General features: G+C 54.7%; 19 protein-coding genes and 1 pseudogene. 16 read left to right on the forward strand and 4 right to left on the reverse strand.

Annotated features, from left to right (window positions below):
- The 5 genes and pseudogenes from ABYP39_RS06760 to ABYP39_RS06780 all read left to right on the forward strand — a co-directional run.
- Positions 1-198, forward strand: a pseudogene (locus ABYP39_RS06760) (threonine synthase); the annotation flags it as partial.
- Positions 198-1,931 carry a single-stranded-DNA-specific exonuclease RecJ gene (recJ, locus tag ABYP39_RS06765; RefSeq protein ID WP_372781715.1) on the forward strand — a complete coding sequence of 578 codons (1,734 nt, stop codon included), beginning with the start codon at positions 198-200 and terminating at the stop codon, positions 1,929-1,931. The pseudogene ABYP39_RS06760 and the gene recJ, both read left to right, overlap by 1 nt.
- 166 nt (positions 1,932-2,097) lie before the next feature.
- Positions 2,098-3,196, forward strand: a protein-coding gene (gene prfB, locus ABYP39_RS06770) for a peptide chain release factor 2 (RefSeq protein ID WP_372747244.1) whose coding sequence is annotated in 2 segments (ribosomal slippage) — positions 2,098-2,172 and positions 2,174-3,196 — 1,098 coding nt in all. Because the reading frame shifts where the segments join, the coding sequence is not laid out codon by codon here.
- Between the two features lie 15 nt (positions 3,197-3,211).
- A complete protein-coding gene (gene lysS / locus ABYP39_RS06775) occupies positions 3,212-4,741 on the forward strand; it encodes a lysine--tRNA ligase (protein ID WP_372747245.1) in 1,530 nt (509 codons plus the stop codon).
- Positions 4,742-4,783: 42 nt separating this feature from the next.
- Entirely contained in the window at positions 4,784-5,434 is a 651-nt protein-coding gene (locus tag ABYP39_RS06780; protein WP_372747246.1) for a Crp/Fnr family transcriptional regulator, read from the forward strand.
- Positions 5,435-5,453: 19 nt separating this feature from the next.
- Here the strand turns inward: ABYP39_RS06780 and xseA are convergent, their stop codons facing one another.
- Positions 5,454-6,842, reverse strand: coding sequence for an exodeoxyribonuclease VII large subunit (gene xseA / locus ABYP39_RS06785; RefSeq protein ID WP_372781717.1), 1,389 nt, complete (start codon positions 6,840-6,842; stop codon positions 5,454-5,456).
- Between the two features lie 107 nt (positions 6,843-6,949).
- Between xseA and guaB the strand changes: the two genes are divergently transcribed.
- From guaB to tadA, 3 genes are all read left to right on the forward strand, one after another.
- Positions 6,950-8,419: an IMP dehydrogenase gene (gene guaB / locus ABYP39_RS06790; RefSeq protein ID WP_372781719.1), complete on the forward strand. Its 1,470-nt coding sequence runs from the start codon at positions 6,950-6,952 to the stop codon at positions 8,417-8,419.
- 104 nt (positions 8,420-8,523) lie between these two features.
- Positions 8,524-10,095 (forward strand): glutamine-hydrolyzing GMP synthase, encoded by a 1,572-nt coding sequence (guaA, locus tag ABYP39_RS06795; protein ID WP_372781721.1) that lies wholly within the window; start codon positions 8,524-8,526, stop codon positions 10,093-10,095.
- Between the two features lie 3 nt (positions 10,096-10,098).
- Positions 10,099-10,554, forward strand: coding sequence for a tRNA adenosine(34) deaminase TadA (gene tadA, locus ABYP39_RS06800; RefSeq protein WP_372781723.1), 456 nt, complete (start codon positions 10,099-10,101; stop codon positions 10,552-10,554).
- Between the two features lie 60 nt (positions 10,555-10,614).
- On the opposite strand, the gene mltF is transcribed toward tadA, so the two are convergent.
- The gene (gene mltF, locus ABYP39_RS06805) at positions 10,615-12,036 is read right to left on the reverse strand and encodes a membrane-bound lytic murein transglycosylase MltF (protein WP_372781725.1); all 1,422 of its coding nucleotides are present in this window, start codon (positions 12,034-12,036) and stop codon (positions 10,615-10,617) included.
- Positions 12,037-12,193: 157 nt separating this feature from the next.
- Here mltF and purL point away from each other — a divergent pair, with 157 nt between their 5' ends.
- The 3 genes from purL (at position 12,194) to secF (ending at position 18,989) form a co-directional block, all read left to right on the forward strand.
- Positions 12,194-16,084 carry a phosphoribosylformylglycinamidine synthase gene (gene purL / locus ABYP39_RS06810; RefSeq protein ID WP_372781727.1) on the forward strand — a complete coding sequence of 1,297 codons (3,891 nt, stop codon included), beginning with the start codon at positions 12,194-12,196 and terminating at the stop codon, positions 16,082-16,084.
- A gap of 113 nt (positions 16,085-16,197) precedes the next feature.
- Positions 16,198-18,063 carry a protein translocase subunit SecD gene (gene secD, locus ABYP39_RS06815; RefSeq protein WP_372781729.1) on the forward strand — a complete coding sequence of 622 codons (1,866 nt, stop codon included), beginning with the start codon at positions 16,198-16,200 and terminating at the stop codon, positions 18,061-18,063.
- Positions 18,064-18,071: 8 nt separating this feature from the next.
- Positions 18,072-18,989, forward strand: coding sequence for a protein translocase subunit SecF (gene secF, locus ABYP39_RS06820; protein WP_372758993.1), 918 nt, complete (start codon positions 18,072-18,074; stop codon positions 18,987-18,989).
- 80 nt (positions 18,990-19,069) lie between these two features.
- Here secF and ABYP39_RS06825 read toward each other — a convergent pair whose 3' ends face one another.
- On the reverse strand, positions 19,070-19,969 hold the full coding sequence (locus ABYP39_RS06825) for a DUF1853 family protein (RefSeq protein WP_372750099.1): 900 nt from the start codon (positions 19,967-19,969) through the stop codon (positions 19,070-19,072).
- A gap of 39 nt (positions 19,970-20,008) precedes the next feature.
- On the opposite strand from ABYP39_RS06825, the gene ABYP39_RS06830 reads away from it, so the two are divergent.
- From ABYP39_RS06830 to pepN, 5 genes are read left to right on the forward strand one after another with little or no spacing between them, the layout of a single operon-like run.
- On the forward strand, positions 20,009-20,887 hold the full coding sequence (locus tag ABYP39_RS06830; RefSeq protein WP_372758995.1) for an NAD(+) kinase: 879 nt from the start codon (positions 20,009-20,011) through the stop codon (positions 20,885-20,887).
- A complete protein-coding gene (locus ABYP39_RS06835) occupies positions 20,888-21,727 on the forward strand; it encodes a rhomboid family intramembrane serine protease (protein ID WP_372781731.1) in 840 nt (279 codons plus the stop codon). It abuts the gene before it with no gap.
- Between the two features lie 58 nt (positions 21,728-21,785).
- On the forward strand, positions 21,786-22,049 hold the full coding sequence (locus tag ABYP39_RS06840) for a YeaC family protein (protein ID WP_372781733.1): 264 nt from the start codon (positions 21,786-21,788) through the stop codon (positions 22,047-22,049).
- Positions 22,049-22,876: a DUF2797 domain-containing protein gene (locus ABYP39_RS06845; protein ID WP_372758479.1), complete on the forward strand. Its 828-nt coding sequence runs from the start codon at positions 22,049-22,051 to the stop codon at positions 22,874-22,876. The genes ABYP39_RS06840 and ABYP39_RS06845 overlap by 1 nt, the downstream gene beginning before the upstream one ends.
- 43 nt (positions 22,877-22,919) lie before the next feature.
- Entirely contained in the window at positions 22,920-25,583 is a 2,664-nt protein-coding gene (gene pepN / locus ABYP39_RS06850) for an aminopeptidase N (RefSeq protein ID WP_372758480.1), read from the forward strand.
- A 21-nt stretch (positions 25,584-25,604) separates the two neighbouring features.
- Here the strand turns inward: pepN and ABYP39_RS06855 are convergent.
- Positions 25,605-26,093: sterol desaturase family protein (locus ABYP39_RS06855; protein ID WP_372781735.1), on the reverse strand; the 489-nt coding region annotated here is incomplete at its 5' end.

The following is a 26,093-nucleotide window of genomic DNA, read 5'->3' on the forward strand; positions in this document are numbered from 1 at the left end:
CGCAGTGTGCCGATGGTGACCTTGGCGACTGCGCATCCGGCCAAATTCCCGGATGCGGTCATGAAGGCAGGCTACCCCGAATCACCGGCACTGCCGCATCACATGCAGGATTTGCTGACCCTGCCTGAGCGCTATGAGGTGCTCGATAACGATCTTGCTGCGGTGCAATCCTTTATGGCGTCGCACATCAGCGCCTGATGAGTCTTATTATTCAGCGACGCCAGCCGGCGCTGGACAAGGTTGGGTTTTCTGATGCCGTGCCGTCGCTGTTGCAGCGTATTTATGCGTCGCGTGGGCTGTTCAAGGATGAAGACTGTGACCTGTCGCTGAGCCGCCTGTTGCCGCCTACCTGCAAGGGACTGGACGAAGCGGTATCACGCCTTGTCGACGCAATTACTCTCCAGCAAAAGATACTGATCGTCGGCGATTTCGACGCTGATGGCGCTACCAGTTCGGCACTTGGTCTTCGCGTGTTGCGAGCTTTTGGTGCTGAACGCGTGGATTTCCTCGTGCCCAATCGGTTCGAGTACGGCTATGGTCTGAGCCCGGAAATTGTTGACGTGGCCGCCCAATCCACCCCTGACCTGATTGTTACGGTAGATAACGGCATTTCCAGTATCGCCGGCGTCGCAGCCGCCAATGCGTGTGGTATTGACGTGGTGGTGACCGATCACCATTTGCCGGGTGACGAATTGCCCGACGCGCTCGCCATTGTGAACCCCAATCAACCGGGCTGTCCGTTTCCAAGCAAGGCTCTGGCTGGTGTGGGCGTTATGTTTTATCTGCTGTCGGCCCTGCGCGCAGGACTGACTGCTGCAGGGTGGTTTAAGAAGAGGGCAATCGCGCCGCCACGCATGGCGGATTACCTCGATCTGGTCGCGCTGGGTACGGTGGCGGACGTGGTGCCGCTGGATCATAACAACCGTATTTTGGTGGCTCAGGGCATTCGGCGGATTCGGGCCGGCATGGCCAGTCCCGGTATTTACGCGCTGTTGGAGGTGGGGCGGCGCGACCCCACGCATCTGCAGGCCGCAGATCTTGGGTTTGTGGTCGGCCCGCGCCTTAATGCGGCCGGTCGGCTCGATGACATGTCGCTGGGCATCCGCTGTCTGGTGGCAGACAGCGCTGACGAGGCGAGAAGGCTGGCGTCAGAGCTGGATAGTCTTAACCGTGAGCGGCGCGAGATTGAGCAGGGCATGCAGCAGGAGGCATTGCGGCACCTTGAAAACCTGCAACTGGATGCCGATAAAATGCCGCTGGGGCTCACCTTGCATGACGATACCTGGCATCCCGGCGTGGTTGGTTTGGTGGCTTCACGTATTAAAGAGCGTTTTCACCGGCCGGTTATCGCATTCGCACCTGAAGACAACGACACGGTCAAAGGCTCAGGCCGTTCCATCGCCGGTATTCATCTGCGCGATGTGCTGGATCTGGTCAATAAACGGTGTCCCGGCGCGATCATTAAGTTCGGGGGGCATGCTATGGCAGCCGGGCTGAGCCTGCATCGAGCGGCGCTCGATGAATTTTCGCATGCGTTCGCCAGCACGATTGCCGAGCAATCAGATCCTGAGCTGTTTGAGGCGCGACTAAGTAGTGATGGTGAATTGCACGCTGGCGAGCTGACCCAGTCTATGGCTCAGTCACTGTTGGACGCAGGACCTTGGGGCCAGCATTTTCCCGAGCCGCGATTCGATGGCGAATTTTTACTGATTAATCAGCGTATCGTCGGTGAAAAGCATCTAAAACTGGTGGTTGCGCCGGAATCTTCGCCGCAAAAAGCCATTGATGCCATTGCCTTCAATATTGACCCCGATGTCTGGCCCAACCCTGACGCCCGCCGGGTGCGGCTTTACTATGCGCTGGATGTAAACCGATTTCGCGGCACAGAGCAATTGCAGCTTATGGTGCAGTCCCTCGAGGTTATGGACTAGCCATTATTTTACGGCGTGCCACTGAGTTTCGGGAGCACTGGCAAGACTGCCTGATCGGTGAATCTGTGCTGTCGCCGGGCGGGCACCCCAAAACAGCGTCGCGGCTTTCAGCTCTAGTGTCCTTCCTGTAAAATTGCCGCTCTTTTTATCGCTGGACAGACTCTACATGCTGGAAGTTAACGCACTGAGACAATCAATCAAGGATATGACCGAGCGAACAGACGTGCTCCGGGGGTATCTTTGACTACGCTCACAAGAAAGAGCGGCTGACTGAAGTCGAGCTGGAGCTGGGTGAACCCTCCGTGTGGGACGACCCAGACAAAGCGCAGGCCCTTGGGCGCGAGCGAGCAGCACTAGAGGCTGTGGTGCACACCATAGACGAGATGGACAGCGGTCTGGTGGACTTGTCTGAACTGCTGGAAATGGTGGTGGAAGAGGGCGATGAAGACACGCTCGAAGCGCTCGAAGGCGACATTGAAAAACTCGAGGCCGGGCTTAATACCCTAGAGTTCCGCCGCATGTTTTCCGGCGAGATGGATGCAAGTAACTGCTTTCTCGATATTCAGGCCGGTTCTGGTGGTACTGAGGCGCAGGACTGGGCCAATATGCTCCTTCGCATGTATCTGCGCTGGGGTGAGCGTCGTGGTTTCAAGCCCGAGCTGATTGAAGTCTCTGCTGGTGAGGTTGCAGGCATTAAAAGTGCCACAGTACAGTTTAGTGGAGAGTACGCCTACGGTTGGCTGCGAACGGAAACCGGGGTTCATCGTTTGGTGCGCAAGTCGCCTTTTGACTCGGGCAATCGTCGACATACGTCATTTGCATCGGTTTGGGTCTCGCCGGAGATCGACGATGATATCGATATTGAGATTAATCCGTCCGATGTGCGCACCGATACTTATCGAGCGAGCGGCGCGGGCGGTCAGCACATTAACAAAACCGACTCAGCGGTGCGTCTGACCCACGAACCTACGGGCATCGTGGTGCAGTGCCAGAGCGAGCGCTCGCAGCATCAGAACCGCGATAAGTCCTGGAAAATGCTCAAGGCAAAGCTTTACGAGTTGGAGCTACAAAAACGCAATCAGGCGGCCCAAGCGGTAGAAGACAGCAAGTCGGATATCGGATGGGGCAGTCAAATCCGCTCATACGTGCTGGATGACCAGCGTATCAAGGATTTGCGCACTAACGTACAAACCAGCAACTGCGATCGGGTGCTGGATGGCGATATCGATCAATTTATTGAAGCCAGCCTGAAAAGCGGCCTCTAATCCATAGGTACCTCAATGACCGAGCAAACTCCTCTGAACGCTGACGACAATCGCCTGATCGCGGAACGTCGCGGAAAATTGCAGAAAATACGGGATCAGCGCAACGCTTTTCCCAATACCTATCGTCGAACCGACTATGCGGCAGACCTGCAAAACGAGTTGGGCGAGAAAGATAAGGCCGAGTTGGAAGCACTGGATCGCAAGGCCTGTGTCGCAGGTCGCATTATGGCCAAGCGGGGGCCGTTCCTGGTACTGCAGGATGGCACCGGGCGAATTCAGGCGTATGTAGACAAGAAGACGCTCCCCGCCGAGCAGATGGAAGAAATCAAAACCTGGGATATCGGGGACATTATCGGTACCACCGGGCCTGTGCATAAATCCGGAAAGGGTGATCTCTACGTCTACCTGGAAAAGGTGGAACTGCTGACTAAATCCCTGCGCCCCTTGCCCGACAAATTCCATGGTTTGCAGGATCAGGAAATGCGCTACCGTCAGCGTTATGTCGACCTGATCGTCAACCCCGAAGTTCGTGACGTATTTCGCACACGCGCTAAAATTGTGAGCTCCATTCGCCGCTATCTGGGTGAGCGAGACTACATGGAAGTGGAAACGCCCATGATGCAGGTGATTCCCGGCGGTGCCAGTGCGCGTCCCTTCATCACGCACCACAACGCACTCGATCTTGATATGTATCTCAGAATCGCTCCTGAGTTGTACCTAAAACGTCTAGTAGTTGGCGGTTTTGAACGAGTTTTCGAAATTAACCGAAACTTTCGCAACGAAGGTTTGTCAACACGGCACAATCCAGAATTTACAATGCTGGAGTTCTATCAGGCTTACGCAGACTACAAAGACCTGATGGATCTGACGGAAGACATGTTGCGAACGGTAACGCTGGAAGTGTTAGGCACCACCCGCGTGGTACAAACCGAGCGCAATGCAGATGGCGAGGTGGTGAACGAGAAAGTTTACGATTTTGGCGAGCCCTTCCAGCGCCTGTCGGTGTTTGATGCAGTGTTGAAATTCAACCCTGACATCACCGCCGAGGCGCTGGCAGACGATACTCAGGCGCGGGAAATTGCGAAGCGATTGGGTATCAAGCTGAAGGATAGTTGGGGTCTAGGTAAGGTACAGATCGAAATCTTTGAAGAGACTGTAGAGCATCTATTAGACCAGCCAACCTTCATTACGGAGTACCCAACTGAGGTTTCCCCGCTTGCTCGCCGAAGCGATGCGAATCCCTTCGTCACAGACCGCTTTGAGTTTTTTGTTGGTGGTCGAGAGCTTGCTAACGGTTTTTCGGAGCTGAATGACGCAGAAGACCAGGCGGCCCGCTTTATGGAGCAGGTTGCCGAAAAAGAAGGTGGAGATCTTGAGGCTATGCACTACGACGCTGACTATATCAAGGCGTTGGAATATGGCTTGCCACCGACAGCCGGTGAAGGTATAGGTATTGACCGCTTGGTTATGCTGTTAACCGATTCTCCGTCCATTCGCGACGTGTTGCTGTTTCCACATATGCGGCCGGAGGGTAGTGCTGGCTGATAGAAAAGGATATTGTTGTCTAAAACAAAAGGGAGACTGTGAATGCGACTTGATACAGTGGACTTGTTTCAGGGTTTGAGTAATGAAGAGCTGGAGGCCTTGCGTCGTGCCAGCGTTGCCAGAGAGTTCAGTAAAAATTCAGTTGTCATTCACGAAGGTGATCTGGCTGACTCCCTTTATATCATAGAGCGTGGGCGCGTTAAGGTTTACTGTAGCGACAAGAACGGTAAGGACTTTGTGCTCGATATTCTCGAAGATGGCGATTATTTCGGGGAGCTTGCCTTGCTGGATGATGACCGCCGTTCCGCCTCTGTTCGCGCCATGGAAACGGCCAGTTTTCGGGTGATTTATAAGCAGGATTTCAATACCGTTCTGGATGCTCATCCGAATATCGCGCGCACGCTGATCCGCAACCTCACTCGTCGCATTCGCAAGTTGACCGACGACGTTAAAGCGCTGGCATTGCAGGATGTATACGGCCGTGTGGCCAAAGTGCTGACGACATTGGCGGAGACTGACGACAAAGGTGTGGGGCGAATCCAGGAAAAGCTGACTCAGCAGGATATTGCCGACCGAGTCGGCGCTTCACGTGAAATGGTTGCGCGAATCCTGAAGGACCTGACGATCGGCGAGTATATCGCCATTGAGTCTCGCCAGATTTTGCTGCTCAAACAGCTGCCCGAAAGCTATTAAACCAGCAGCAGCTCGGCTCCTAATTGCCCGTCGGCGTAGGAGCCGGGTTCGCTGATGAATCTTCTCCAGCCGGTTCGACGGTTGTCACTGTGGCAGTAGCTCGGCCGCGTCCAAATCGTGCCTGAAGGGTGTCGCCCTGGGATAGCGAGCCAGCATCCGTCACGGCCTTTCCACGTGCATCCAGCACAATCGCATAGCCCCGCTGAAGAGTGCCGTCGGGACTCAGCTTGCGGATCATTTCTGCTGTGTGGTTCAGGCGTTGTTGCTGGTGGCGCAGCGCGTTTCTGACTGCGACCATCAGTCGCTTTTGGGTCTCTTCGAGTTGTCGCTGTTGCTGTGTCAATTGGCGACTGGGGCTGAGCGACAGCAGGCGTTTTTCCAGACTGTTTACGCGATGGCGGTGGGTTTGTAAGAGCTGCCCAATCAGGCGTTGCAGATACAATTCCCGTTCATCGAGACGTTGCGAGCGCTCACTGATCAATTGCGCGGGATTACGAAGCCGCTTGTGCAGACTCTGCTGTCTTTCGCGGGCACCGCGCAGTGTCCGCAGTATTTGGTTCTGCAACGAGGCGTTGAGTGAGCTGAGGTAAGTGCGCACTTCCATTTGGTCCGGGCACAGTAGCTCTGCGGCCGCCGACGGTGTGGGTGCGCGCAGGTCGGCAACAAAGTCGGCTATGCTGAAGTCAACTTCGTGCCCGACAGCGCTTACTACGGGTAGCTCACTGCTGAATACCGCTTCGGCCACGCTACGTTCGTTGAAGGGCCATAGATCTTCCAGCGAACCGCCGCCACGGGTTAGTAACACAACGTCTGGGCGGTCGTCTCCGCTGAGCTGGTTGGCCAGTTTCAGAGCGTTGACAAGCTGCGCGGCTGCTGCCTCACCCTGCACCTGAGAGGGGATCAGGGTAACGCGAAGTGCCGGCCAGCGGCGGGCGATCACCGAAAGCACATCGCGGATCGCCGCACCGGTGGGGGAGGTGATCACCGCCAAGTGGCGAACCCGTTTCGGCAACGCGCGCTTGCGATCGAACTTGCCTGCCGCCTTGAGCTCCTGTTTAAGCTGTTCAAAAGCCTGGGCCAGCGCGCCAGCCCCTGCGGGCTGCATCGTGTCGACTATTAGCTGATAGTCGCCGCGCCCCTCGTACAGGCTTACTTTGCCGGTGATCTGCACCTGCTGCCCCGCTTGGGGCTGAAAGCGCACCGCAAAGTTCCGGCTTTTGAACATCGCGCATCGAATCTGGGCGCGGTCATCCTTTAATGTGAAATACCAGTGGCCTGAGCCAGGGCGCGCGAGGTTGGAAAGCTCGCCAACCACGCTAACCTGCGAAAAACAGTCTTCTAACAGCTGTTTTGCCAGCCTATTGAGCTGGCCAACCGACAGAACATCAGTAGGAGAGGGTGTTTGCATGGGCGGCATTGTAAACGAATGAGAGCAAAGCCGGCGACTATTGGTTTACTCGCATGGCCCCCATCCCTTAAAATTGTCCGATTAACTCGCGATCACCGGAAGAAGCTATGCTGCGAATCGCACAAGAAGCCCTCACTTTTGACGATGTACTCCTACTGCCAGGCTACTCCGAGGTTACCGCTAAGGATGTGAGCCTGCGGACTCGTCTGAGCCGTAATATTGAATTGAACATTCCCCTGCTGTCTGCAGCAATGGATACGGTGACCGAAAGCCGTCTCGCCATTGCGCTTGCTCAGGAAGGGGGTATTGGCATTATCCACAAAAGCATGACGATCGAGCAGCAGGCCGCAGAAGTACGTGCGGTCAAAAAGCACGAAAGTGGTGTGGTGAAAGACCCTATCACCATTGATGCCAATGCCACATTGGCGGATCTGATTGAGCTGCGACGTAAAAACAAGATCTCCGGCCTGCCGGTCATGGACAAAGGCGAGCTGGTGGGTATTGTGACCAGTCGCGATGTTCGTTTTGAGGAAGACCCGAGCAAGCTCGTGTCGGCGATCATGACGCCAAAAGATAAGCTGGTAACGGTGCAGGAAGGCGCCGATATGGCCTTGGTGCGTGAATTGCTGCACCGCAATCGTATCGAAAAGGTCCTGGTGGTCAATGATGCCTTTAAGCTGCGCGGCATGATTACCGTCAAGGATATGAACAATGCCCAGACCTATCCTCACGCTTGTAAGGATGCGTCCGGTCAGCTGCGTGTCGGAGCCTCCGTAGGCACCAGTGCCGATACCGATGACCGGGTTGCCGCATTGGTCGAGGCTGGGGTAGATGTGCTGGTGGTTGATACCGCTCACGGGCATTCCCGTAATGTGCTCAAGCGGGTATCTATGATCAAGCAGCAATATCCGCAGATCGACGTGATTGGTGGCAATATCGCGACCGCAGAAGCGGCCAAGGCTCTGTTGGAAGCAGGTGCCGATGGCGTGAAAGTGGGCATTGGACCGGGCTCAATCTGTACTACCCGGATTGTCACCGGTATTGGCGTGCCTCAGATTTCGGCGATTGCCAATGTCGTGGAGGCCCTGCAGGGAACCGATGTGCCGGTCATCGCCGATGGTGGTATTCGTTACTCTGGCGATATCTCCAAGGCGGTTGCAGCCGGTGCGCACTCGGTGATGATGGGTTCCATGTTTGCCGGTACAGAAGAAGCTCCAGGCGAAGTGGAGCTTTATCAGGGGCGTACTTACAAATCCTACCGTGGCATGGGTTCAATGGGCGCCATGGCTAAAACCCAGGGATCCAGCGATCGCTATTTCCAAAGTGCGGAAGAAGGCGTGGAGAAGCTGGTTCCAGAAGGTATTGAAGGCCGTGTTCCCTTTAAAGGGTCACTGTCTGCCATTGTCCATCAGTTGATGGGTGGGCTGCGTTCTGCCATGGGTTACACCGGCAGTATTGATATCGACACCATGCGTACCCGGCCTCAGTTTACCCGGGTGACGTCTGCCGGTATGAACGAAAGTCATGTGCATGACGTGAGTATCACCAAGGAAGCACCTAACTACCCGCGCGGGTAAGGCTGATCGCGAGAGTGAGTGCTGCTCGCTCTCGCCGAAAAGCCACAGGTATTGTCGACACGGGGCGCAGGCCCCGTTTCTCTTTTCAGATCAGAGACACAAGCATGCAAAACATCCATTCTCACCGTATTCTGGTTCTAGATTTCGGTTCCCAGTACACCCAGCTTATTGCACGTCGTGTACGCGAAATCGGTGTGTACTGTGAGATCCATGCCTTTGATATGCCGGAAGAGGATATCCGTGCGTTTAATGCAAAAGGCATCATTCTGGCAGGGGGGCCTGAGTCGGTAACCGCCGGTCAGTCGCCGCGTGCGCCGCAGGTTGTGTTTGAGCTGGATGTGCCGGTGCTGGGCATCTGTTACGGCATGCAAACCATGGCTGAGCAATTAGGCGGCAAGGTCGAGTCGTCTACGATTCGCGAGTTTGGTTACGCGCGAGTATCGGTCAATGAGCCCGGTAGCCTGCTGCAAGATATTGCAGATCACATGGAAGGTTCTCGCGCTCAGCTCGATGTGTGGATGAGTCATGGCGACAAGGTTGTGACCCTGCCGCAAGGGTTTTCCGTCATGGCCGAAACACCATCGTGTCCTATAGCCGGTATGGTGAATGAAGCCCGGAAATTCTATGGTGTGCAATTTCACCCGGAGGTGACGCATACGTTGCAGGGCAAGCGTATATTTGAGCACTTCTTGCTGAATATTTGCGGATGCGAGGCTCTGTGGACCGCAGAGAACATCATTAACGATGGTATTGAGCGGGTACGTAAACAGGTTGGTGATCGTAAAGTATTGCTGGGGCTGTCCGGCGGTGTAGACAGTTCGGTAGTGGCGGCGCTCTTGCATCGCGCTATCGGCGATCAGCTGACTTGTGTGTTTGTGGATAATGGCCTGCTGCGTAAAAACGAAGGCGATCAAGTGATGACCATGTTTGCCGAAAACATGGGTGTACGGGTAATTCGCGCTGATGCAGTTGAAGTCTTCCTATCGCGCTTGCAAGGCATCAATGACCCTGAGCAGAAACGCAAAGTTATCGGCAATACCTTCATTGAGATCTTCGATGAAGAAGCCCAGAAGCTGAAAGATGTGGATTTTCTGGCGCAGGGCACCATTTATCCGGATGTCATTGAGTCGGCTGCAGCCAAAACCGGTAAGGCCCATGTGATCAAATCCCACCACAATGTGGGTGGTCTGCCAGATGACATGCGTTTTGAATTGGTAGAGCCGCTGCGCGAACTATTCAAGGATGAGGTGCGCAAGATCGGTTTGGAGCTGGGCCTGCCGTATGACATGGTCTATCGTCATCCCGTCCCGGGGCCTGGTTTGGGTGTACGCATTCTGGGTGAAGTTAAAAAAGAATACGCCGACCTGTTGCGCGAGGCCGACGCTATCTTTATTGAAGAGCTGCACAAGGCTGATTGGTACCACAAAACCAGCCAGGCCTTTGCCGTATTCCTGCCGGTAAAATCGGTAGGGGTGGTAGGCGACCAGCGCCGCTACGAATATGTTATAGCGCTGCGCGCCGTAGAAACCATCGACTTCATGACTGCTCGTTGGGCTCACCTGCCATACGAGCTGTTGGAGACTGTCTCCAACCGGATTATCAATGAAATATCCGGTGTCTCGCGCGTAACGTATGACGTTTCCAGTAAGCCGCCAGCTACCATTGAATGGGAGTAATCGGTGCTCGCCGATGACGAAAAGTGGATGCGCCATGCCCTAGCGCTGGCACGTGAAGCGGAGCGTCTGGGTGAGGTGCCGGTGGGGGCCGTGCTGGTTCGCGGCGGTGAGCTATTGGCAGAAGGTTTTAATCAGCCAATCAGCAGCAATGACCCCACTGCGCACGCTGAAGTGGTTGTGCTGCGCAATGCAGCAAAGGCGGTGAGTAATTACCGGTTACCCGGCACAACCCTTTATGTCACTGTTGAGCCATGCACCATGTGCGCCGGTTCGTTGATTCACGCGCGTGTCAGCCGTCTGGTGTATGGTGCCCCGGAACCTCGAGCGGGCGCGGTTGCCAGTCAGTTGCAGATTTTGTCGCAACCGTTTTATAACCATCGGATGGAGGTGGAGGGCGGTGTACTGGCTGAAGAGTGCGCGACGCTGATGAGCGATTTTTTTGCCAATAAACGGCGCTGAGTTCCACGTCTCAATCCCAGTTCTTTCAAGATTAGTGATCACTCAAGGGTGTGTGTCTGATCACAGTGCCTTGTAAAATGGCGCCAAGGCTGGTGGAAGCAAGTCTTCTGCGACTTTGGGTGGCGGTACCCGCACCTTGCTTATTTCTGTCCAGGTAAGCAGGCTGTAGTAGTGGCGGATATTCTGTACGTAGTGCACGGCTTCGTCACCACGGGCGAAGCCATAGCGTGTTTTACTGAAGTATTTGCGTTGACGCAGTAAAGGCAGGCGCTCTTTTACATCGGTCCACAGATTGGGGTTGCCGCCCTGTTTTTTGGTGAGCGTGCGGGCGTCTTCAAGGTGGCCGCGGCCGATATTGTAGGACGCCAGCGCGAACCAGCTGCGGTCTGGCTCGGGAATCGTATCATCGAGCAGTTGGTAGATTTTTTTGTAGTAACGGGCTCCGCCGCGAAGGCTCTGGCGGGCGTCGAATCGGTATTTGACACCCATCTCTTTGGCCGTGCGTCGGGTCAGCATCATCATGCCTTTAACCCCGGTGGGTGAAACTGCTCGCGGATTCCAGTAGGACTCTTGATAGCTCATGGCGGCCAGCAGGCGCCAGTCGATTTCGTATTCCAGTGCAACCTGTTCAATCAGATCCTTGTATTCCGGGAGTCTCAACTCTACCGCTTCAACAAAGGTCTGCGAGTTAATCTGGGTATTGCTTTCATTGTGGCCATAAAAGCGTTCCACCAAACTGGCGAGAGCACCGCTGCCGCGGATCTTCTCAAAAAAAGCATCCAGTTTTTTTTGCAGGCGGGTGTTGTCGTACTTGCTCGTCAGTGCCCACGCGAGAGCGCTGGGTTCACCGATAGAGAAGGCGACGCGGAGTTGGGGGTAAAAGCCTTTATTGGCGATATACTCATTGGAGTCGATGACGGTGAATTCGATGTCGCCATTCTCAAGCAATTCCAGCAGGTCAGCCGTTTCGAGTTTTGGAGGCGATTCCCAAGTGAGCTCTGGATACTCTTCCCGGAGTTCTCTTAGGGTTTCTTCCTGGGTGCTGCCCTGCATGACCTGCAGTTTGCGTCCAATGAGGTCTTCTACCGAATCAGCGTAGGCAATGCCCCTTCGATAAATGACAAACTGCCGTACTTTCATGTAGGTAGGGCCGTATTCGAAGTGCAGGCTTCGCTCCTGAGAGGGGGTGAGGCTTGCAGCCGCAATATGGCTGCGTCCCTTCTCTAGGCGCAGAAACAGGTCGTCGATGCCGTATACAGGGGTTACTTTAAGCTCTACACCCAGGTAGTCAGCAAACATATTGGCCAGCACGTACTCGAAGCCGGTGCCTGTGCCGCGGTTTTCGTAGTAGGTGGTGGGGCCATTGCGGGTCACTACCTTGAGGACGCCTTCCTTCTGGATATGATCCAGGCTGTCCTGCTCCTGGCAGGCGGCCAGCAACAGGCTAAACAGTAGGGTAACTAGGGTCGGGAGTCTGTTCACAACATGCTCAGCGGTAATTTGTCACAATTCTAGCCTTGGCGGGGTTTAGGCGCCAGATTTGTCGTCCGGTGCAAGTGGTGGATTTCGATAAAAATTCGCCGCCAAATCGATTACAATACGCCGCTCAATTTTAGCTCACACAAGGCACTCTCCCAGCATGCTGATACTTCCCGGCTCCCCGGCGCTTTCCGACTTCCGGCTGGAAAAGCTCAAATTGACGCTGCATGACATCGTACCCGATCTGCGGGCGCTGTCAGCTAATTTTGTTCATCTGGCGGCTATCGATGGTGCGCTCACAGAGGATGAGAAGGCGGTGCTGGACCAGCTGTTGCATTACGGGCCCTCGCTAGAGCAGGAATCGGTGGACGGCCTCAGTGTTGTTGTGACGCCGCGGGTAGGCACTATCTCCCCATGGTCGAGCAAGGCGACTGATATAGCCCGCAATGCCGGGTTGAACAAAATTCAGCGTCTGGAGCGGGGGGTGGAATATCGGCTGTTGTTCAGCGAATCGCCCACTGAAGAACAGCTGCAGGCGGTGCGCGCCGCGCTTCACGATCGTATGGTTGAAACGGTGTTTGCCACGCCGGAACAGGCCGAGGTGCTTTTTCAGCAGCAGGCGCCTGCACCGCTGGCAACTGTGCCTGTGCTGGCTAGTGGGCGTGAGGCATTGGAGCAGGCCAACACAAGCCTTGGGCTGGCGTTGGCGGACGACGAAATTGATTATCTGCTGGAGGCTTTCAGCGGATTGCAGCGTGACCCCACTGACGTTGAATTGATGATGTTCGCCCAGGCCAACTCGGAACACTGTCGCCACAAGATTTTTAACGCCAGCTGGAGTATAGACGGCGAAGAGCAGGCCTACTCCCTGTTCAAAATGATCAAAAATACGCATGAACTGGGCGGAGAAAATGTGCTCAGCGCCTATGCGGATAACGCAGCCGTGGTGACGGGCACCAAGGCTGGCCGTTTCTACCCCGAGGCGGACAATTTTGAGTATCGCTACCATCAGGAAGATATTCATCTGCTGATGAAGGTGGAAACCCATAATCATCCTACTGCAATAGCGCCATTCCCGGGGGCGGGAACGGGCAGTGGCGGTGAAATTCGCGATGAGGGTGCAGTCGGCCGTGGCTCTAAACCCAAAGTGGGATTGACGGGCTTTACCGTTTCCAATCTGCAGTTGCCCGGTGCAACCCAACCCTGGGAGCAGGATTACGGCAAACCCGTTCGAATAGTTTCAGCGCTGGATATTATGGTGGAAGGGCCTATTGGCGGCGCCGCGTTTAACAATGAATTTGGCCGTCCAAATATCTGTGGTTACTTCCGTACATACGAAGAAACGGTTGCTGGCCCTAACGGCGAGGAGCGGCGCGGTTACCATAAGCCCATCATGATTGCCGGTGGCTACGGTAATATCAAAGCCGAACACGTGGATAAGCCCCCGTTTTCAGCTGGTGCCAAACTGGTGGTTCTAGGTGGGCCTGCTATGCTGATTGGCCTGGGTGGTGGCGCGGCGTCTTCCATGAGCAGCGGGGCCTCCAGCGAAGATCTGGATTTTGCCTCGGTGCAGCGTCAGAACCCGGAAATTGAGCGTCGTTGCCAGGAAGTTATCGACCGCTGCTGGTCTCGTGGTGAGCAAAACCCCATAGCCTTTATTCATGATGTGGGTGCGGGCGGCCTGTCTAATGCCTTTCCGGAGCTAGTCAAAGACGGCGGCACCGGCGGCACCTTCGATATCCGGAACGTGCCTAATGCAGAACCGGGTATGTCGCCGCTGGAAATCTGGTGCAACGAATCCCAGGAGCGCTATGTACTTGCCATCAATCCGCAAGACATGGCCACATTTGAAGCCATCTGCGAGCGCGAACGTTGTCCCTATGCCGTGGTAGGCGAGGCAACAGACGAGAAACACCTACGTGTTGGCGACACGCACTTCGAAAATAATCCGGTAGATCTGCCGATGTCGGTATTGTTTGGTAAGCCGCCGAAAATGCATCGGGAGGTACAGCGAGCAAAGTTTGCCAAGCCCACGCTGGATCTGGAAGGCGTTGATCTGGAAGAAGCCGCAGAGCGGCTGTTGCGCTTGCCTACCGTCGGTAGTAAACAATTTCTGATCACTATTGGCGATCGCTCGGTAACCGGTCAGGTGCACCGTGATCAGCTGGTCGGCCCCTGGCAAGTGCCGGTAGCGGATTGTGCGGTTACCACCGTGTCATATGACAGCTATGCGGGTGAGGCGATGGCGATGGGTGAGCGCACGCCAATGGCGCTGATTGACAGCCCGGCATCCGGTCGAATGGCCATTGCTGAAGCCATTACCAATATTGCATCTACCCGGATTGGCCAGCTGTCCGACATCAAACTGTCGGCTAACTGGATGTGTGCGGCGGGTCACCCTGGCGAAGATGAACGACTCTACGACACCGTGCGTGCAGTGGGTATGGAATTGTGTCCGCAGCTCGGGATCACGGTTCCCGTGGGTAAAGATTCCATGTCCATGCGCACGGTCTGGAATGAAGGTGATGAAGAGAAAGCCGTTACCGCGCCAATGTCTCTGATTATCTCAGCCTTCTCGCCAGTGCTCGATGTTCGCAAAACGGTTACCCCGCAGCTCAAAGCGCTGGCTGAAGATACCTGTCTATTGCTGGTGGATTTGGGCAATGGCAAGCATCGCCTAGGCGCGTCCTGTCTTGCGCAGGTTTATAACCAGATTGGCGATGAGCCGGCTGACCTTGACAGTGCTGAGCAACTTAAGGGCTTCTTTAACGCGGTTCAGTCGCTGTTGGCTGAAGACAAGCTGTTGGCCTACCACGATCGTTCAGACGGCGGTTTGTTTGTGACGCTAGCGGAAATGGCCTTTGCTGGACATTGCGGGTTGGATGTTGACCTCTCTGCGTTGGAAGGGCCAAGCCTGGCGGTGCTGTATTCCGAGGAGCCGGGCGCGGTGCTGCAGGTTCGTCGCGGTGACATCGATGCGGTTAAGGCGGTGTTTGCCGACTTTGGGCTCGCGCAGCAGGTGGTTGAAATTGGCAAACCGGAAACGGGTGATGCGCTACGCATTCGCCGCTTTGCTGAGGTGTTATTTGATAAGCCGCGTTCGTATTGTCAGCGTTTGTGGTCGCAAACCAGCTATGCGATTCAGTCGCTACGCGACAACCCGGAGTGTGCCCAGCAGGAGTATGACGCCTTGCTGGCGGATGACCCTGGTCTGAGTGTGAAGCTTACTTATGATATCAACGAGGATATCGCTGCACCCTTTATCCAGCGGGGGGCTAAGCCGAAGGTGGCTATTCTGCGTGAGCAGGGTGTCAACGGGCAGATGGAAATGGCTGCGGCCTTTGATCGCGCTGGCTTTACCGCGGTTGATGTGCATATGAGTGATATTCTCAGCGGCAGAGTATCGCTGGCGGACTTCAAAGGGCTTGCCGCCTGTGGTGGCTTCTCCTATGGCGACGTACTTGGCGCAGGTGAAGGCTGGGCCAAAACCATTCTCTTCAACAATCGCGCGCGTGATGAATTTGAAGCGTATTTTACCCGCGAAGACACGTTCTCGCTGGGGGTGTGCAATGGCTGTCAGATGATGTCCAACCTGCGTGACCTTATCCCTGGTGCTGCGCACTGGCCGCGTTTTGTACGTAATCGCTCAGAGCAATTTGAGGCGCGTTTTTCGCTGGTTAAAGTTGAGTCATCACCTTCTATTGTGCTCGCCGGCATGGCGGGTTCTCACATGCCGGTGGCGGTGGCCCACGGCGAGGGTCGGGCAGAGTTTCGCTCGGTCGAACATCAGCAGCAGTGTTTCGACAGCGGCACGCTGGCAATGCGCTTTGTGGATACACAACTGGCAGCCACTGAGGTCTATCCGGCAAACCCGAACGGTTCTCCTGAGGGGCTGACTGGGCTGTGTTCCGAAGATGGTCGTGTCACTATCATGATGCCGCATCCAGAGCGGGTATTTCGTGCAGTGACCAACTCCTGGTATCCGGATGACTGGCAGGAAGACGGCGCCTGGCTGCGTCTGTTCCGCAACGCTCGCGTCTGGCTCGGGTAACTTCTCTGCAACAGCAATCTACGCCAGTGCTTGTTATACTCGCTCGCTTTTAGCAGGCACTGGCCAGAACACAGGCCCTATTTGGGGCCGACAATAACGGTGGACAGGATTAAATGAACAAGTACCCCTGGTGGAAAAACGCACTGATACTGGTGATCGTGGCGTTTGGGCTGTTTTATGCCGCCCCCAACCTTTACAGCCCCGATCCGGCAATTCAGATTTCAGGTGAAAGTGGTGGCGCCATCATCAGTGAAGTTGAACTGCAGAAAGTGACCAAGGCGCTGGAAGCCGAAGGTATTGAGCATTTCGGGGAATCCATCTCGGAAAAAGGTAATTCGGCGCTGGTGCGGCTTAAAGATCGCGAGCAGCAGCTTACCGCTCAGCGACTGATCCAACGTGCTCTGGGTGACGGCTTTATCGTTGCGTTGAATCTGGCACCTACCACACCGGATTGGCTCACCGCGTGGGGCGGCCAGCCCATGAAGCTGGGCCTGGATCTTAGTGGTGGTGTGCATTTTCTGCTGGAAGTGGATACCGATAGCGCGATAGTCGGGCGTCAGGAGTTCTACAGTACGGGAATCAAACGCGCACTTCGCCAAGAGCGTATTCGCGGACTGGTGCAGTTGCAGGACAACGGTGCTATAGAAGGCCGGTTCAAGAGCGAAGAGCTGCGAGACCGCGCAGCGCGAGTAATTCGAGATGAATACGCCGAGCTTCAGGTCACCAAAACGGAAGAGGGTGAGGATTACTTTCTGCGTGCTGTTATTGGCGAGCAAACCCGTAAAGAAATTGAAAATTACGCAGTGGAGCAGAACCTGACGACCCTGCGTAATCGAGTCAATGAACTGGGGGTTTCCGAGCCTTTGGTTCAGCGCCAGGGCAAAAGCCGCATTGTGGTTGAATTGCCGGGTATCCAGGATACCGCGGAAGCCAAACGGATTCTGGGTAAAACAGCGAATCTGGAATTTCGCTTAGAAGCACGTTATGACGCGCCAGCGTCTGACCGTCAGTACTTCGAGTTCCGTTCTGACCGCTATGGCGATGCCGGTGCCTGGTTGGAAAAGGATATCGTTATCACGGGCGAACGAGTGTCCAATGCCCAGGCTGGGTTTGATCAGCAAACTGGACAGGCGCAGGTAAACATCACGCTGGACAGCGAAGGCGGCACCCTGATGCACAGGATAACGCGCCACAATATCAATCGCCGTCTGGGGGTGCTGTTTATTGAGCGCAAAACGCGCACGACCTATGTTGAGACAGCGTCCGGCGAAGAGAAAGTTATAAAAACGCCATACGATGAAAAGCGCATAATCAGTCTTGCGACCATTCGCGATGCGTTGGGTGTTCAGTTTCGTATTACCGGACTGGACAGCCCAGCAGAAGCAGCGGAGTTGGCACTGCTACTGCGCGCTGGTGCGCTGGCAGCGCCGATCGATTTTGTTGAAGAGCGTACGGTTGGGCCGTCACTGGGCGCCGAAAATATTAAACAGGGTGTGCTGTCAGTGCAGATTGGTCTGGCGCTGGTTGCTGCGTTCATGTTGTTGTATTACCGAGTGTTCGGCGTAGCCGCTGTGATAGCCCTGTCGGTCAATATCGTGTTGCTGATTGCGGTGATGTCGATTTTGTCAGCTACATTGACTTTGCCGGGTATCGCCGGGATTGTATTAACGGTGGGTATGGCGGTGGATGCCAACGTGCTTATTTTTGCCAGAATTCGCGCAGAACTGGCTAACAGGGCGTCACCGCAGCAGGCCATTTCAGCCGGCTTTGATCGTGCCTTTGTGACGATCATGGATGCCAATATCACTACCTTGCTGGTGGCGATTATTCTTTATGCTGTGGGTACGGGGCCGGTTAAAGGCTTTGCGGTGACCCTGTCTATCGGGATTATTACCTCGATGTTCACGGCTCTCATGGGCACTCGCTCCATCATCAACCTGATATACGGCGGTCGCCGTGTTAATAAACTGGCGATCTGAGGTTAGTCATGACGGATAAAGTGATCAATTTTATGGGCGCCCGCAAAATTGCGGCGGCGTTTTCTATTGCACTGATATTGATATCAATCGGATCCTTAATTGGAAAAGGTCTGAACTTTGGCCTCGACTTTACTGGGGGTACCCTTGTAGAAGTTGTTTACGACGAAGCGCAACCGCTTTCCAGCATCCGCCAAACACTCGCTGATGCCGGCTATGCTGATGCTGTCGTTGTGTTTTTCGGCTCGGACACCGACGTACTGGTGCGCTTGCCGCAGGGTATGAGCCCCGAGTTAGGAGAGACCATTCTCGGGGTGCTCACAGATGCTGCGGGGGTGGGCGTCGAGCTCCGGCGGATCGAGTTTGTTGGCCCGCAAGTGGGTGAGGAGTTACGTGAACAGGGCGGTCTGGCTATCCTGCTCGCACTGATTGTGGTGTTGATCTATATCTCCATGCGCTTTCAGTTCAAGTTTGCTGCCGGGGCGGTTATTGCGCTGGTGCACGACGTGATTATTGTGCTGGGTGCGTTTTCCTTGTTCAGTATCGACTTCGATCTGACGGTCTTGGCGGCTCTATTGGCTGTTATCGGTTACTCGCTCAATGACACGATTGTTGTGTCGGACCGCATTCGCGAAAATTTCCGCAAGTTGCGGAAAATACCGTCAATAGACGTGCTCAACGTATCGCTAACAGAGACCCTGGGCCGAACCTTGGTAACCTCGTTAACCACCTTACTGGTGTTGTTGGCGCTGTTTTTTGTCGGCGGCGAGATGATCCGCAGCTTCGCAGAAGCCTTGATCATCGGCATCGTGGTGGGTACCTACTCTTCCATGTATGTAGCAGCAAACTTTATGTTGGCCATGGGCATTTCCCAGGAAGATCTGATTATTCCGGAGAAAGAAGGCGAGCCCATCGACGATCTGCCTTAGTGCAGTTCTGAAACCCCCAGGCTCTTATGCGACGTCCATCGCGTAGGAGTCTGTGGGCCGCAGACGAAGAAAATTTTCGCTCAATCCGAATCATTCCCCAGGACTGATGCTGGCCAGCTGTCTGGTGCAATCATTCGCCGCTCTCCATTGTCGCTCAATACCATCACCGGTCGTTCGGCCGCCAGCGCTAGGTACTTGTCGGTCAACTTGTCACTGTCATCGCGGTCGCCTAGCCAGGCGGGTTTGCTTAAATAGCGCCAAGAGGCGCGATTTTCCTGCTGTAAAAAATCTGAACGATGTTGCCAGAAGCCGCGAGGGTGCTCAGGATGAATATTGGGGTGTAGGGGAGTGCCAGAGGCGTGATGAAACAGCCAGCCCTTAATGGCCACTTCTTGCGCCAGCGAGTTGATACCCAAGTTGCTCAGCACGGCGCGGCTGGCAGAGCGGTGTGGCAGTGCAAGCTGATGTGATGCCATACGGGCCCATTTGATATCAAGTCGGTCTCGGCTGTTGGGTCCCAGCCAGTAGCTCAGCGCATTGCCGGGGGCGAGCGGGGACAGTGTGGCCATAAAAAACTTTATCGCCAATTCCAGATGAATAGACTGGTCGCGGCGATGGCAATGGTAAAGAACGTCAAATTCACCCAGCGTGCGGCCTTCGTCGCGCACGGGTAGATTGTGGGCGAGCAGCGTCGTGTCAGGGTCTTCTTTCAGGAAGAAATGCCAATAACTTTCAAAAATCAGTCCGAGTCGTCGCGACTTGCAGTGCTCGTCTATGTAATCGAGCAGCGGGCCGGGTTCCTGATCGAGCGAACGCAGCCACTGGCGCCGGCCTTCGTGCAGTTGAAATGCAGGTGCGGTAACCTTGTGTGGCGAGTCGTCCGTCAAGCCGCTGAAGTTGGCAATCAGCGGTTCTGAAAAGCATATCCAGGCCAGTTGCCGCACCCGCGGGTGCTGAAGAGAATGAATAAAGTCTGTCATAGTGCGATACTGGCGGGCCGGGGTGAAATGACCAATTTTATGGAAACCTTTCGAAATATCGGCATTGTAGGACGTGAAGGTAACGGTGTTGCAGAGACCTTGCAACGTCTGGTGTGCTTTCTGCAGTCGCGCGATCTGACGGTTGTGTTGGGCGAACATATCGCGCGCCTGTTGCCTGAGCACGGGCTTCGTGTCAGTCCACGCAAAATGATCGGGGAAATTTGTGATCTGGTCATTGTCGTGGGCGGTGATGGTAGTTTTCTGGGGGCTGCACGCACCTTGTCCAAGCAGCCTGCGCCAGTGCTGGGTATTAACCGCGGCCGGCTGGGGTTTCTTACAGACATTTCACCGGATGATCTGGAAGCACAGATCGGCGCCGTGTTGGACGGTCATTACACGAAGGAAAAGCGCTTCCTGCTAGATGTTGAAGTGACGCGAAATGGTGAGCCAGTAGGCGCTGGAGAAGCACTCAACGATGTGGTGGTAAATTCGGGTACCTCAGCGCATATGATGGAGTTTGACCTCTACATTGAGGGTGAATTCGTCTATCGTCAGCGCTCTGATGGATTGATTATTTCGACCCCGACGGGCTCCACCGCTTATTCCATGTCGGGTGGTGGTCCGATTATGCACCCGAAGCTCGACGCCATTGTCCTGGTGCCGATGTTTCCCCACTCCCTCAGTAGTCGGCCCATTGTGGTCGATGGCAAAAGCGAAATAAAAATCGTGATTTTGGCGGACAACAAACTCCCGGCACCGGTGACTTGTGATGGTCAGGAGATTATCCCGACCCGGCCGGGCGACGTAGTCTACGTGCGTAAAAAGCCCCATAAGATGACAATGATTCACCCGTCGAGTCACAGCTTTTATGCCAGTTGTCGCGATAAGCTGGGTTGGGGCGGGAAGCTGGGGCAATAGATGAATCTAGAAGCACTTCGCGCACCTCTTTCCAAGGATCTGCGTCCGCTCTCGGTGTTCCTGATCGACAAGGGCGTAGCTCATCAGATTAGTGAGCAGCAGGGAGAGCAGGTCGTCTGGGTGATGGATAGGGAGTCTGCGGTTTTGGTTCGAGCGTTCTACGAGCGCTTTTTGGCCGGAGAATTGGAGATTGGTGTGATAGCGGGAGAGAGCCGCGCACAAGATCGTCCCGCACACCCCAAGGCCTTTCTGCCAGTAACACTGCTGTTGATTGTAGCCAGTATTATTGGTGCTGGCCTGACGTCGCTGAGCCCGGAATTATCGTCTGTATTGAGTTACTACCAGCTGACCGCGGTGGACAACGGCTACCTGTTAAGCGAGGCACCGGGGCAGTATTGGCGCTGGTTTACGCCGGTGTTCCTGCATTTTGGGTTTTTGCATATCACCTTCAACGCGCTGTGGGTGTGGGAGCTGGGTCGGCGCATTGAATTTCAGCAGGGCAGTCTGTGGCTGTTGCTGCTGACAGTAGCAGTCGGCGTCGCGTCCAATCTGGCTCAGGTCTGGTATACCCCGGGGCAGCTGTTTGGCGGCATGTCTGGCGTGATATATGGCTATCTGGGCTATATCGTTGTTTGGCAACGTTTCGCGCCGGTCCCTGCCTACGAACTACCCAAAGGGATCGTTATTTTCATGTTGGCCTGGCTATTTATTTGTATGGTCGGCTTTACCGAGATGGTGGGATTGGGCGCAATTGCCAATGCGGCCCACCTTGGTGGGCTTGTCAGCGGCATTGTGGTGGCAGTCGTGGCCATCGTGCTGCGCACTCTCACTGCGCGTTGACGGCTTTGATATAATTCCCCTCTTTTCGCAATTGAAAGCATACAACTGAAGACAGCCCATGAATGTAGATGAAATGCTCAAAGCCATGACGCCGGAAATCCACGCTGCCCTCAAGCGCGCGGTAGAAATTGGCAAATGGCCAGATGGTCGTCGCCTGTCGCCAGGACAGCGTGAAATTTGTATGGAGGCGGTGATTACCTATGATCTGCGCAACCTGACTGAAGAGCAGCGGGTGGGCTATATCGATCGTGGTAGCAAAGCTGATGGGGAGCTGTGTGACGACGACGCGGCGACCAGCATCTTGAAGTGGGCGGATCAGTAATGGGCGTAGTCGGCGAAGGCAATATCAGCAAAATGCGTACCGAGCTGGTTGAGGGCACTGCCCATTATCAATTACCTCTGGGTGATCAATTGCTGGATATGAATACGCGCATTGGTCAACGACTAAAAATAGATTTTGACGGGGTGATCAACTGCGTTCACTGCGATCGGAAAACCAAGAAGAGTTTTAGTCAGGGCTATTGCTACCCCTGTTTCCAAAAGCTCGCGCAGTGCGACAGTTGCATTATGAGCCCGGAAAAGTGTCATTATTTTGAGGGAACCTGCCGAGAACCTGAATGGGCCGAGACCCACTGCATGACAGACCACATCGTGTACCTGTCCAATACCTCCAAGGTCAAAGTGGGCATTACCCGCGGGACGCAGGTTCCGACCCGCTGGATAGATCAGGGCGCGACTCAGGCCTTGCCGATCTTTCGGGTGAGCAACCGGCTGCAATCAGGTTTGGTGGAAACTGTCTTCAAAAATCATGTGGCGGATAAAACCAGCTGGCAAGCCATGCTGAAAAGCGAACCCGACCCGGTTGACCTGGCGGCTGAGGCGCAGCGGCTGATGGCCGAATGTGAGACCGACATACAGGAATTGCAGGCCCGTTATGGTGAATCAGCCATAACGGCGCTCAATGAGAAAGAATGCCAGATACGCTTCCCTGTCGAAGCGTATCCCGCCAAAGTAAAAGCCTTTAATCTCGACAAGTTACCCTCGGTTGAAGGTACGTTGATGGGGATTAAGGGGCAATACCTTATCCTCGATACCGGTGTGATCAATATGCGTAAATACGGCGGTTATCGACTCAGCCTGTCCGAATAAACTGGCAGACTACCTTTTCGTGCGTTAACAGTGGAGTTCAATCATGCGTGATGCACAGGCGACCACCATATACCTGAAAGATTATCGTGTTCCTGATTTTCTGATTGATAAAACCGATTTACATTTTGAACTGTTTGAATCGCATACCCTGGTGCATTCACGGTTGGCGATGCGGCGCAATCCGCAAGCACCCTCTAACAAGGCTGCCTTGCAGCTCGACGGCGCTGAGCTGGAACTTGTGTCGTTGTCAATTGACGGCTCGGCCTTGAGCGGCAGTGCGTACCAGATTAACGGTGAAACACTGACAATACCCGACGTGCCCGCACAGTTCGAGCTTGCCTGTACCACGCGTATAGAACCGCACAACAATACTTCGCTTGAAGGTTTGTACAAATCTAGTGGTATGTTCTGCACCCAATGCGAGGCCGAAGGTTTTCGCAAGATCACCTGGTACCTGGATCGCCCCGACGTGATGTCGGTGTACACGGTTACCGTCGATGCGGATGCGGCACGCTATCCTGTGCTGTTATCCAATGGCAATCTTGTCGCCACGGAAAACCTGGCCAATGGTCGTCACCGGGCGGTGTGGGAAGATCCATTTAAAAAGCCAGCCTATCTGTTTGCCCTAGTGGCAGGTGATCTCGAACGGGTAAGCGATAGTTTCGTCACCATGAGTGGCCGCAAGGTTGATTTACACATCTATGTGGAAGCCAAAGATGTTGATAAATGCGACCACGCGATGACTTCATTGAAGAACGCGATGCGTTGGGATGAGGAGGTTTACGGCCGCGAATACGACCTGGATATCTTCAATATTGTTGCGGTTGATGATTTCAATATGGGGGCGATGGAAAACAAAAGTCTCAATATTTTCAATACCTCCTGCGTGCTGGCTAGCCCCGGAACCACTACCGATGCAGGCTTTCAGCGCGTTGAGGGCGTCGTCGCTCACGAATATTTTCACAACTGGTCTGGTAACCGCGTCACCTGTAGAGACTGGTTTCAGCTAAGCCTTAAAGAAGGTTTTACCGTATTTCGCGACGCCGAATTTTCGGCGGATATGGGGTCTCCCGTCGTCAAACGGGTAGAGGACGTAAGCCTACTGCGCACCGCGCAGTTTGCTGAAGATGCCGGCCCTATGTCACACCCGGTTCGCCCGGATTCTTACATGGAAATTTCCAATTTTTACACTGTGACCATTTATGAAAAAGGCGCGGAAGTGGTGCGCATGATTCATACCTTGCTGGGGCCGGAACAGTTTCGCAAGGGCAGTGACCTGTATTTTGAGCGTCACGATGGTCAGGCAGTGACCTGTGAAGATTTCGTGCGGGCAATGGAGGAGGCCAGCGGGATAGATCTGACACAGTTTCGACACTGGTATTCACAGGCCGGTACGCCAGAACTTGAGGTGTCTGGACACTATGATGCGGCGGCAGAAACCTTTGCACTAACGGTTAAGCAAAACTGTCGACCAACGCCAGGACAAAAGGAGAAGCAGCCTTTCCATATCCCTCTGGCGATGGGCTTGCTCGGTGACGCAGGTGCACTGCCACTAACCTTGCGCGGCGTGCAGCCTGATACTGAAACCGCCGACAATACCCACACGGTGTTGCATGTTACCGAGCCGGAGCAGACCTTTATTTTCGAGCAGGTGAAAGAAGCCCCGGTGCCCAGCCTGCTGCGCGGATTTTCAGCACCCGTCAAGCTCTATTATGACTACGATCGGGATGACCTGCTGTTTTTGATGCAGCAGGACACTGATGGGTTTAACCGCTGGGAAGCCTCTCAGCAGCTGGGCGTTCTTGCCTTGAAAGATATGATCGCCGCCCATCGCAAGGGAGAAGGCTGCGCGCTGGACAGTCGTCTGATAACCGCAGGTCAAAGCCTGCTGTGCGATGAGTCTCTCGACCCGGCGATGGTGGCCCTCATGTTGACCTTGCCCAGTGAGGGCTATCTGGCAGAGTTGATGCAGCCGGTTGATGTGCTGGCCAACCACGCGGCCCGGCAGCAGGCGAGGCTCGAGTTGGCGATCGCCCTCAAAGGCGAATTACTGGCTACTTATCGTCGCCTGTCGATGGCCCAGGGTGAATACCAACCGACGGCGGAACAGATTGCGAGTCGCAGCCTGAAAAACCTCTGTCTGCAATACCTGATGCTGTTGCCCGATGAGCACAGCCTGCAGCTCTGCCTAGAGCAGCTGGCGACCGCCGACAATATGACAGATCGTTTGTCGGCACTGGTGGCCTTGTTGAACAGTGATTACGAAAAGGAAAAGGCGCTGGCGCTGCAGCAGTTTTACCAGCAGTGGCAGCATGAACCTTTGGTGATCAACCAGTGGTTCCAGGTGCAGGCTACCTGCAGTCGTCCGGGCACGCTGACGCGGGTTCACGAGCTGCTCAATCACCCGGCCTTTGAAATTCGTAACCCGAATAAGGTGCGCGCGGTAATTGGTGCTTTTTGCGGACAGAACGCGGTCAACTTCCACCAGACTGATGGCGCTGGCTATCGCTTTCTGGCCGATCAGGTTATCGCGCTGAACAGCATCAATCCGCAAATTGCCGCACGATTACTTGGGCCTTTGTCCAAGTGGCAAAAATATTTGCCTGAACAGCAGGCTTTGATGAAAGCGGAGCTGGAGCGCATCGCAGCTTGTGCGGGTCTCTCGCGTGACGTGTACGAAGTGGTTTCCAAATCCCTGGCCGAGTAGCGGCCAGGGCATTTCGGCACGTTAGACAAACGTTCGAAACAGCTTGTCGTAGAGCAGGGTAATAGTCGAATAGTTACCCTGCTGCATGTCTTTGTGGTGATTGGCGTGCTTGACTGAAATCCAGCTCAGCAGTCTTCCTGGAAAGTGATCCATGCGAATATGGCAGTGGTTAATTACGTTCAGGTTCTGGAAAACCAAGACACAAAATGCCAGCGTGGCTATGTGAAAGGGCCCCATAAATATACCCAGCAGCGCGGCAGAGCCCATAAACAGGCCGATACCGATAAAGGTTTCCAGCGGGTGCACATAGAAGGCGTCGATGTATGTTGGATGGCGAGCCTGGTGATGCAGTCCATGTATTTTTCGGAAGTAGCCGTTGCCGTGAAATACAAAACGATGGGTCAGGTAATAAAAGAAATCGTACACCATTAATATCGCGACGCAATCCAGCGCGATCTTCCACAGCGGCTGAGGCTGCTGTGTCACGATAAAGGGCACCATGGTTGAGTA

The organism is Litorivivens sp., from assembly GCF_041625495.1.
GTDB lineage: Bacteria > Pseudomonadota > Gammaproteobacteria > Pseudomonadales > Spongiibacteraceae > Litorivivens.

Coding starts and splice junctions, on each gene's coding strand:
- ABYP39_RS06830 (WP_372758995.1), top strand. CDS start 20,009: ATGGAAACCTTTCGAAATATCGGCATTGTAGGACGTGAAGGTAACGGT.
- guaA (WP_372781721.1), top strand. CDS start 8,524: ATGCAAAACATCCATTCTCACCGTATTCTGGTTCTAGATTTCGGTTCC.
- secF (WP_372758993.1), top strand. CDS start 18,072: ATGACGGATAAAGTGATCAATTTTATGGGCGCCCGCAAAATTGCGGCG.
- ABYP39_RS06780 (WP_372747246.1), top strand. CDS start 4,784: ATGCGACTTGATACAGTGGACTTGTTTCAGGGTTTGAGTAATGAAGAG.
- purL (WP_372781727.1), top strand. CDS start 12,194: ATGCTGATACTTCCCGGCTCCCCGGCGCTTTCCGACTTCCGGCTGGAA.
- guaB (WP_372781719.1), top strand. CDS start 6,950: ATGCTGCGAATCGCACAAGAAGCCCTCACTTTTGACGATGTACTCCTA.
- pepN (WP_372758480.1), top strand. CDS start 22,920: ATGCGTGATGCACAGGCGACCACCATATACCTGAAAGATTATCGTGTT.
- ABYP39_RS06845 (WP_372758479.1), top strand. CDS start 22,049: ATGGGCGTAGTCGGCGAAGGCAATATCAGCAAAATGCGTACCGAGCTG.
- ABYP39_RS06835 (WP_372781731.1), top strand. CDS start 20,888: ATGAATCTAGAAGCACTTCGCGCACCTCTTTCCAAGGATCTGCGTCCG.
- ABYP39_RS06840 (WP_372781733.1), top strand. CDS start 21,786: ATGAATGTAGATGAAATGCTCAAAGCCATGACGCCGGAAATCCACGCT.
- lysS (WP_372747245.1), top strand. CDS start 3,212: ATGACCGAGCAAACTCCTCTGAACGCTGACGACAATCGCCTGATCGCG.
- xseA (WP_372781717.1), bottom strand. CDS start 6,842: ATGCAAACACCCTCTCCTACTGATGTTCTGTCGGTTGGCCAGCTCAAT.
- secD (WP_372781729.1), top strand. CDS start 16,198: ATGAACAAGTACCCCTGGTGGAAAAACGCACTGATACTGGTGATCGTG.
- ABYP39_RS06825 (WP_372750099.1), bottom strand. CDS start 19,969: ATGACAGACTTTATTCATTCTCTTCAGCACCCGCGGGTGCGGCAACTG.
- recJ (WP_372781715.1), top strand. CDS start 198: ATGAGTCTTATTATTCAGCGACGCCAGCCGGCGCTGGACAAGGTTGGG.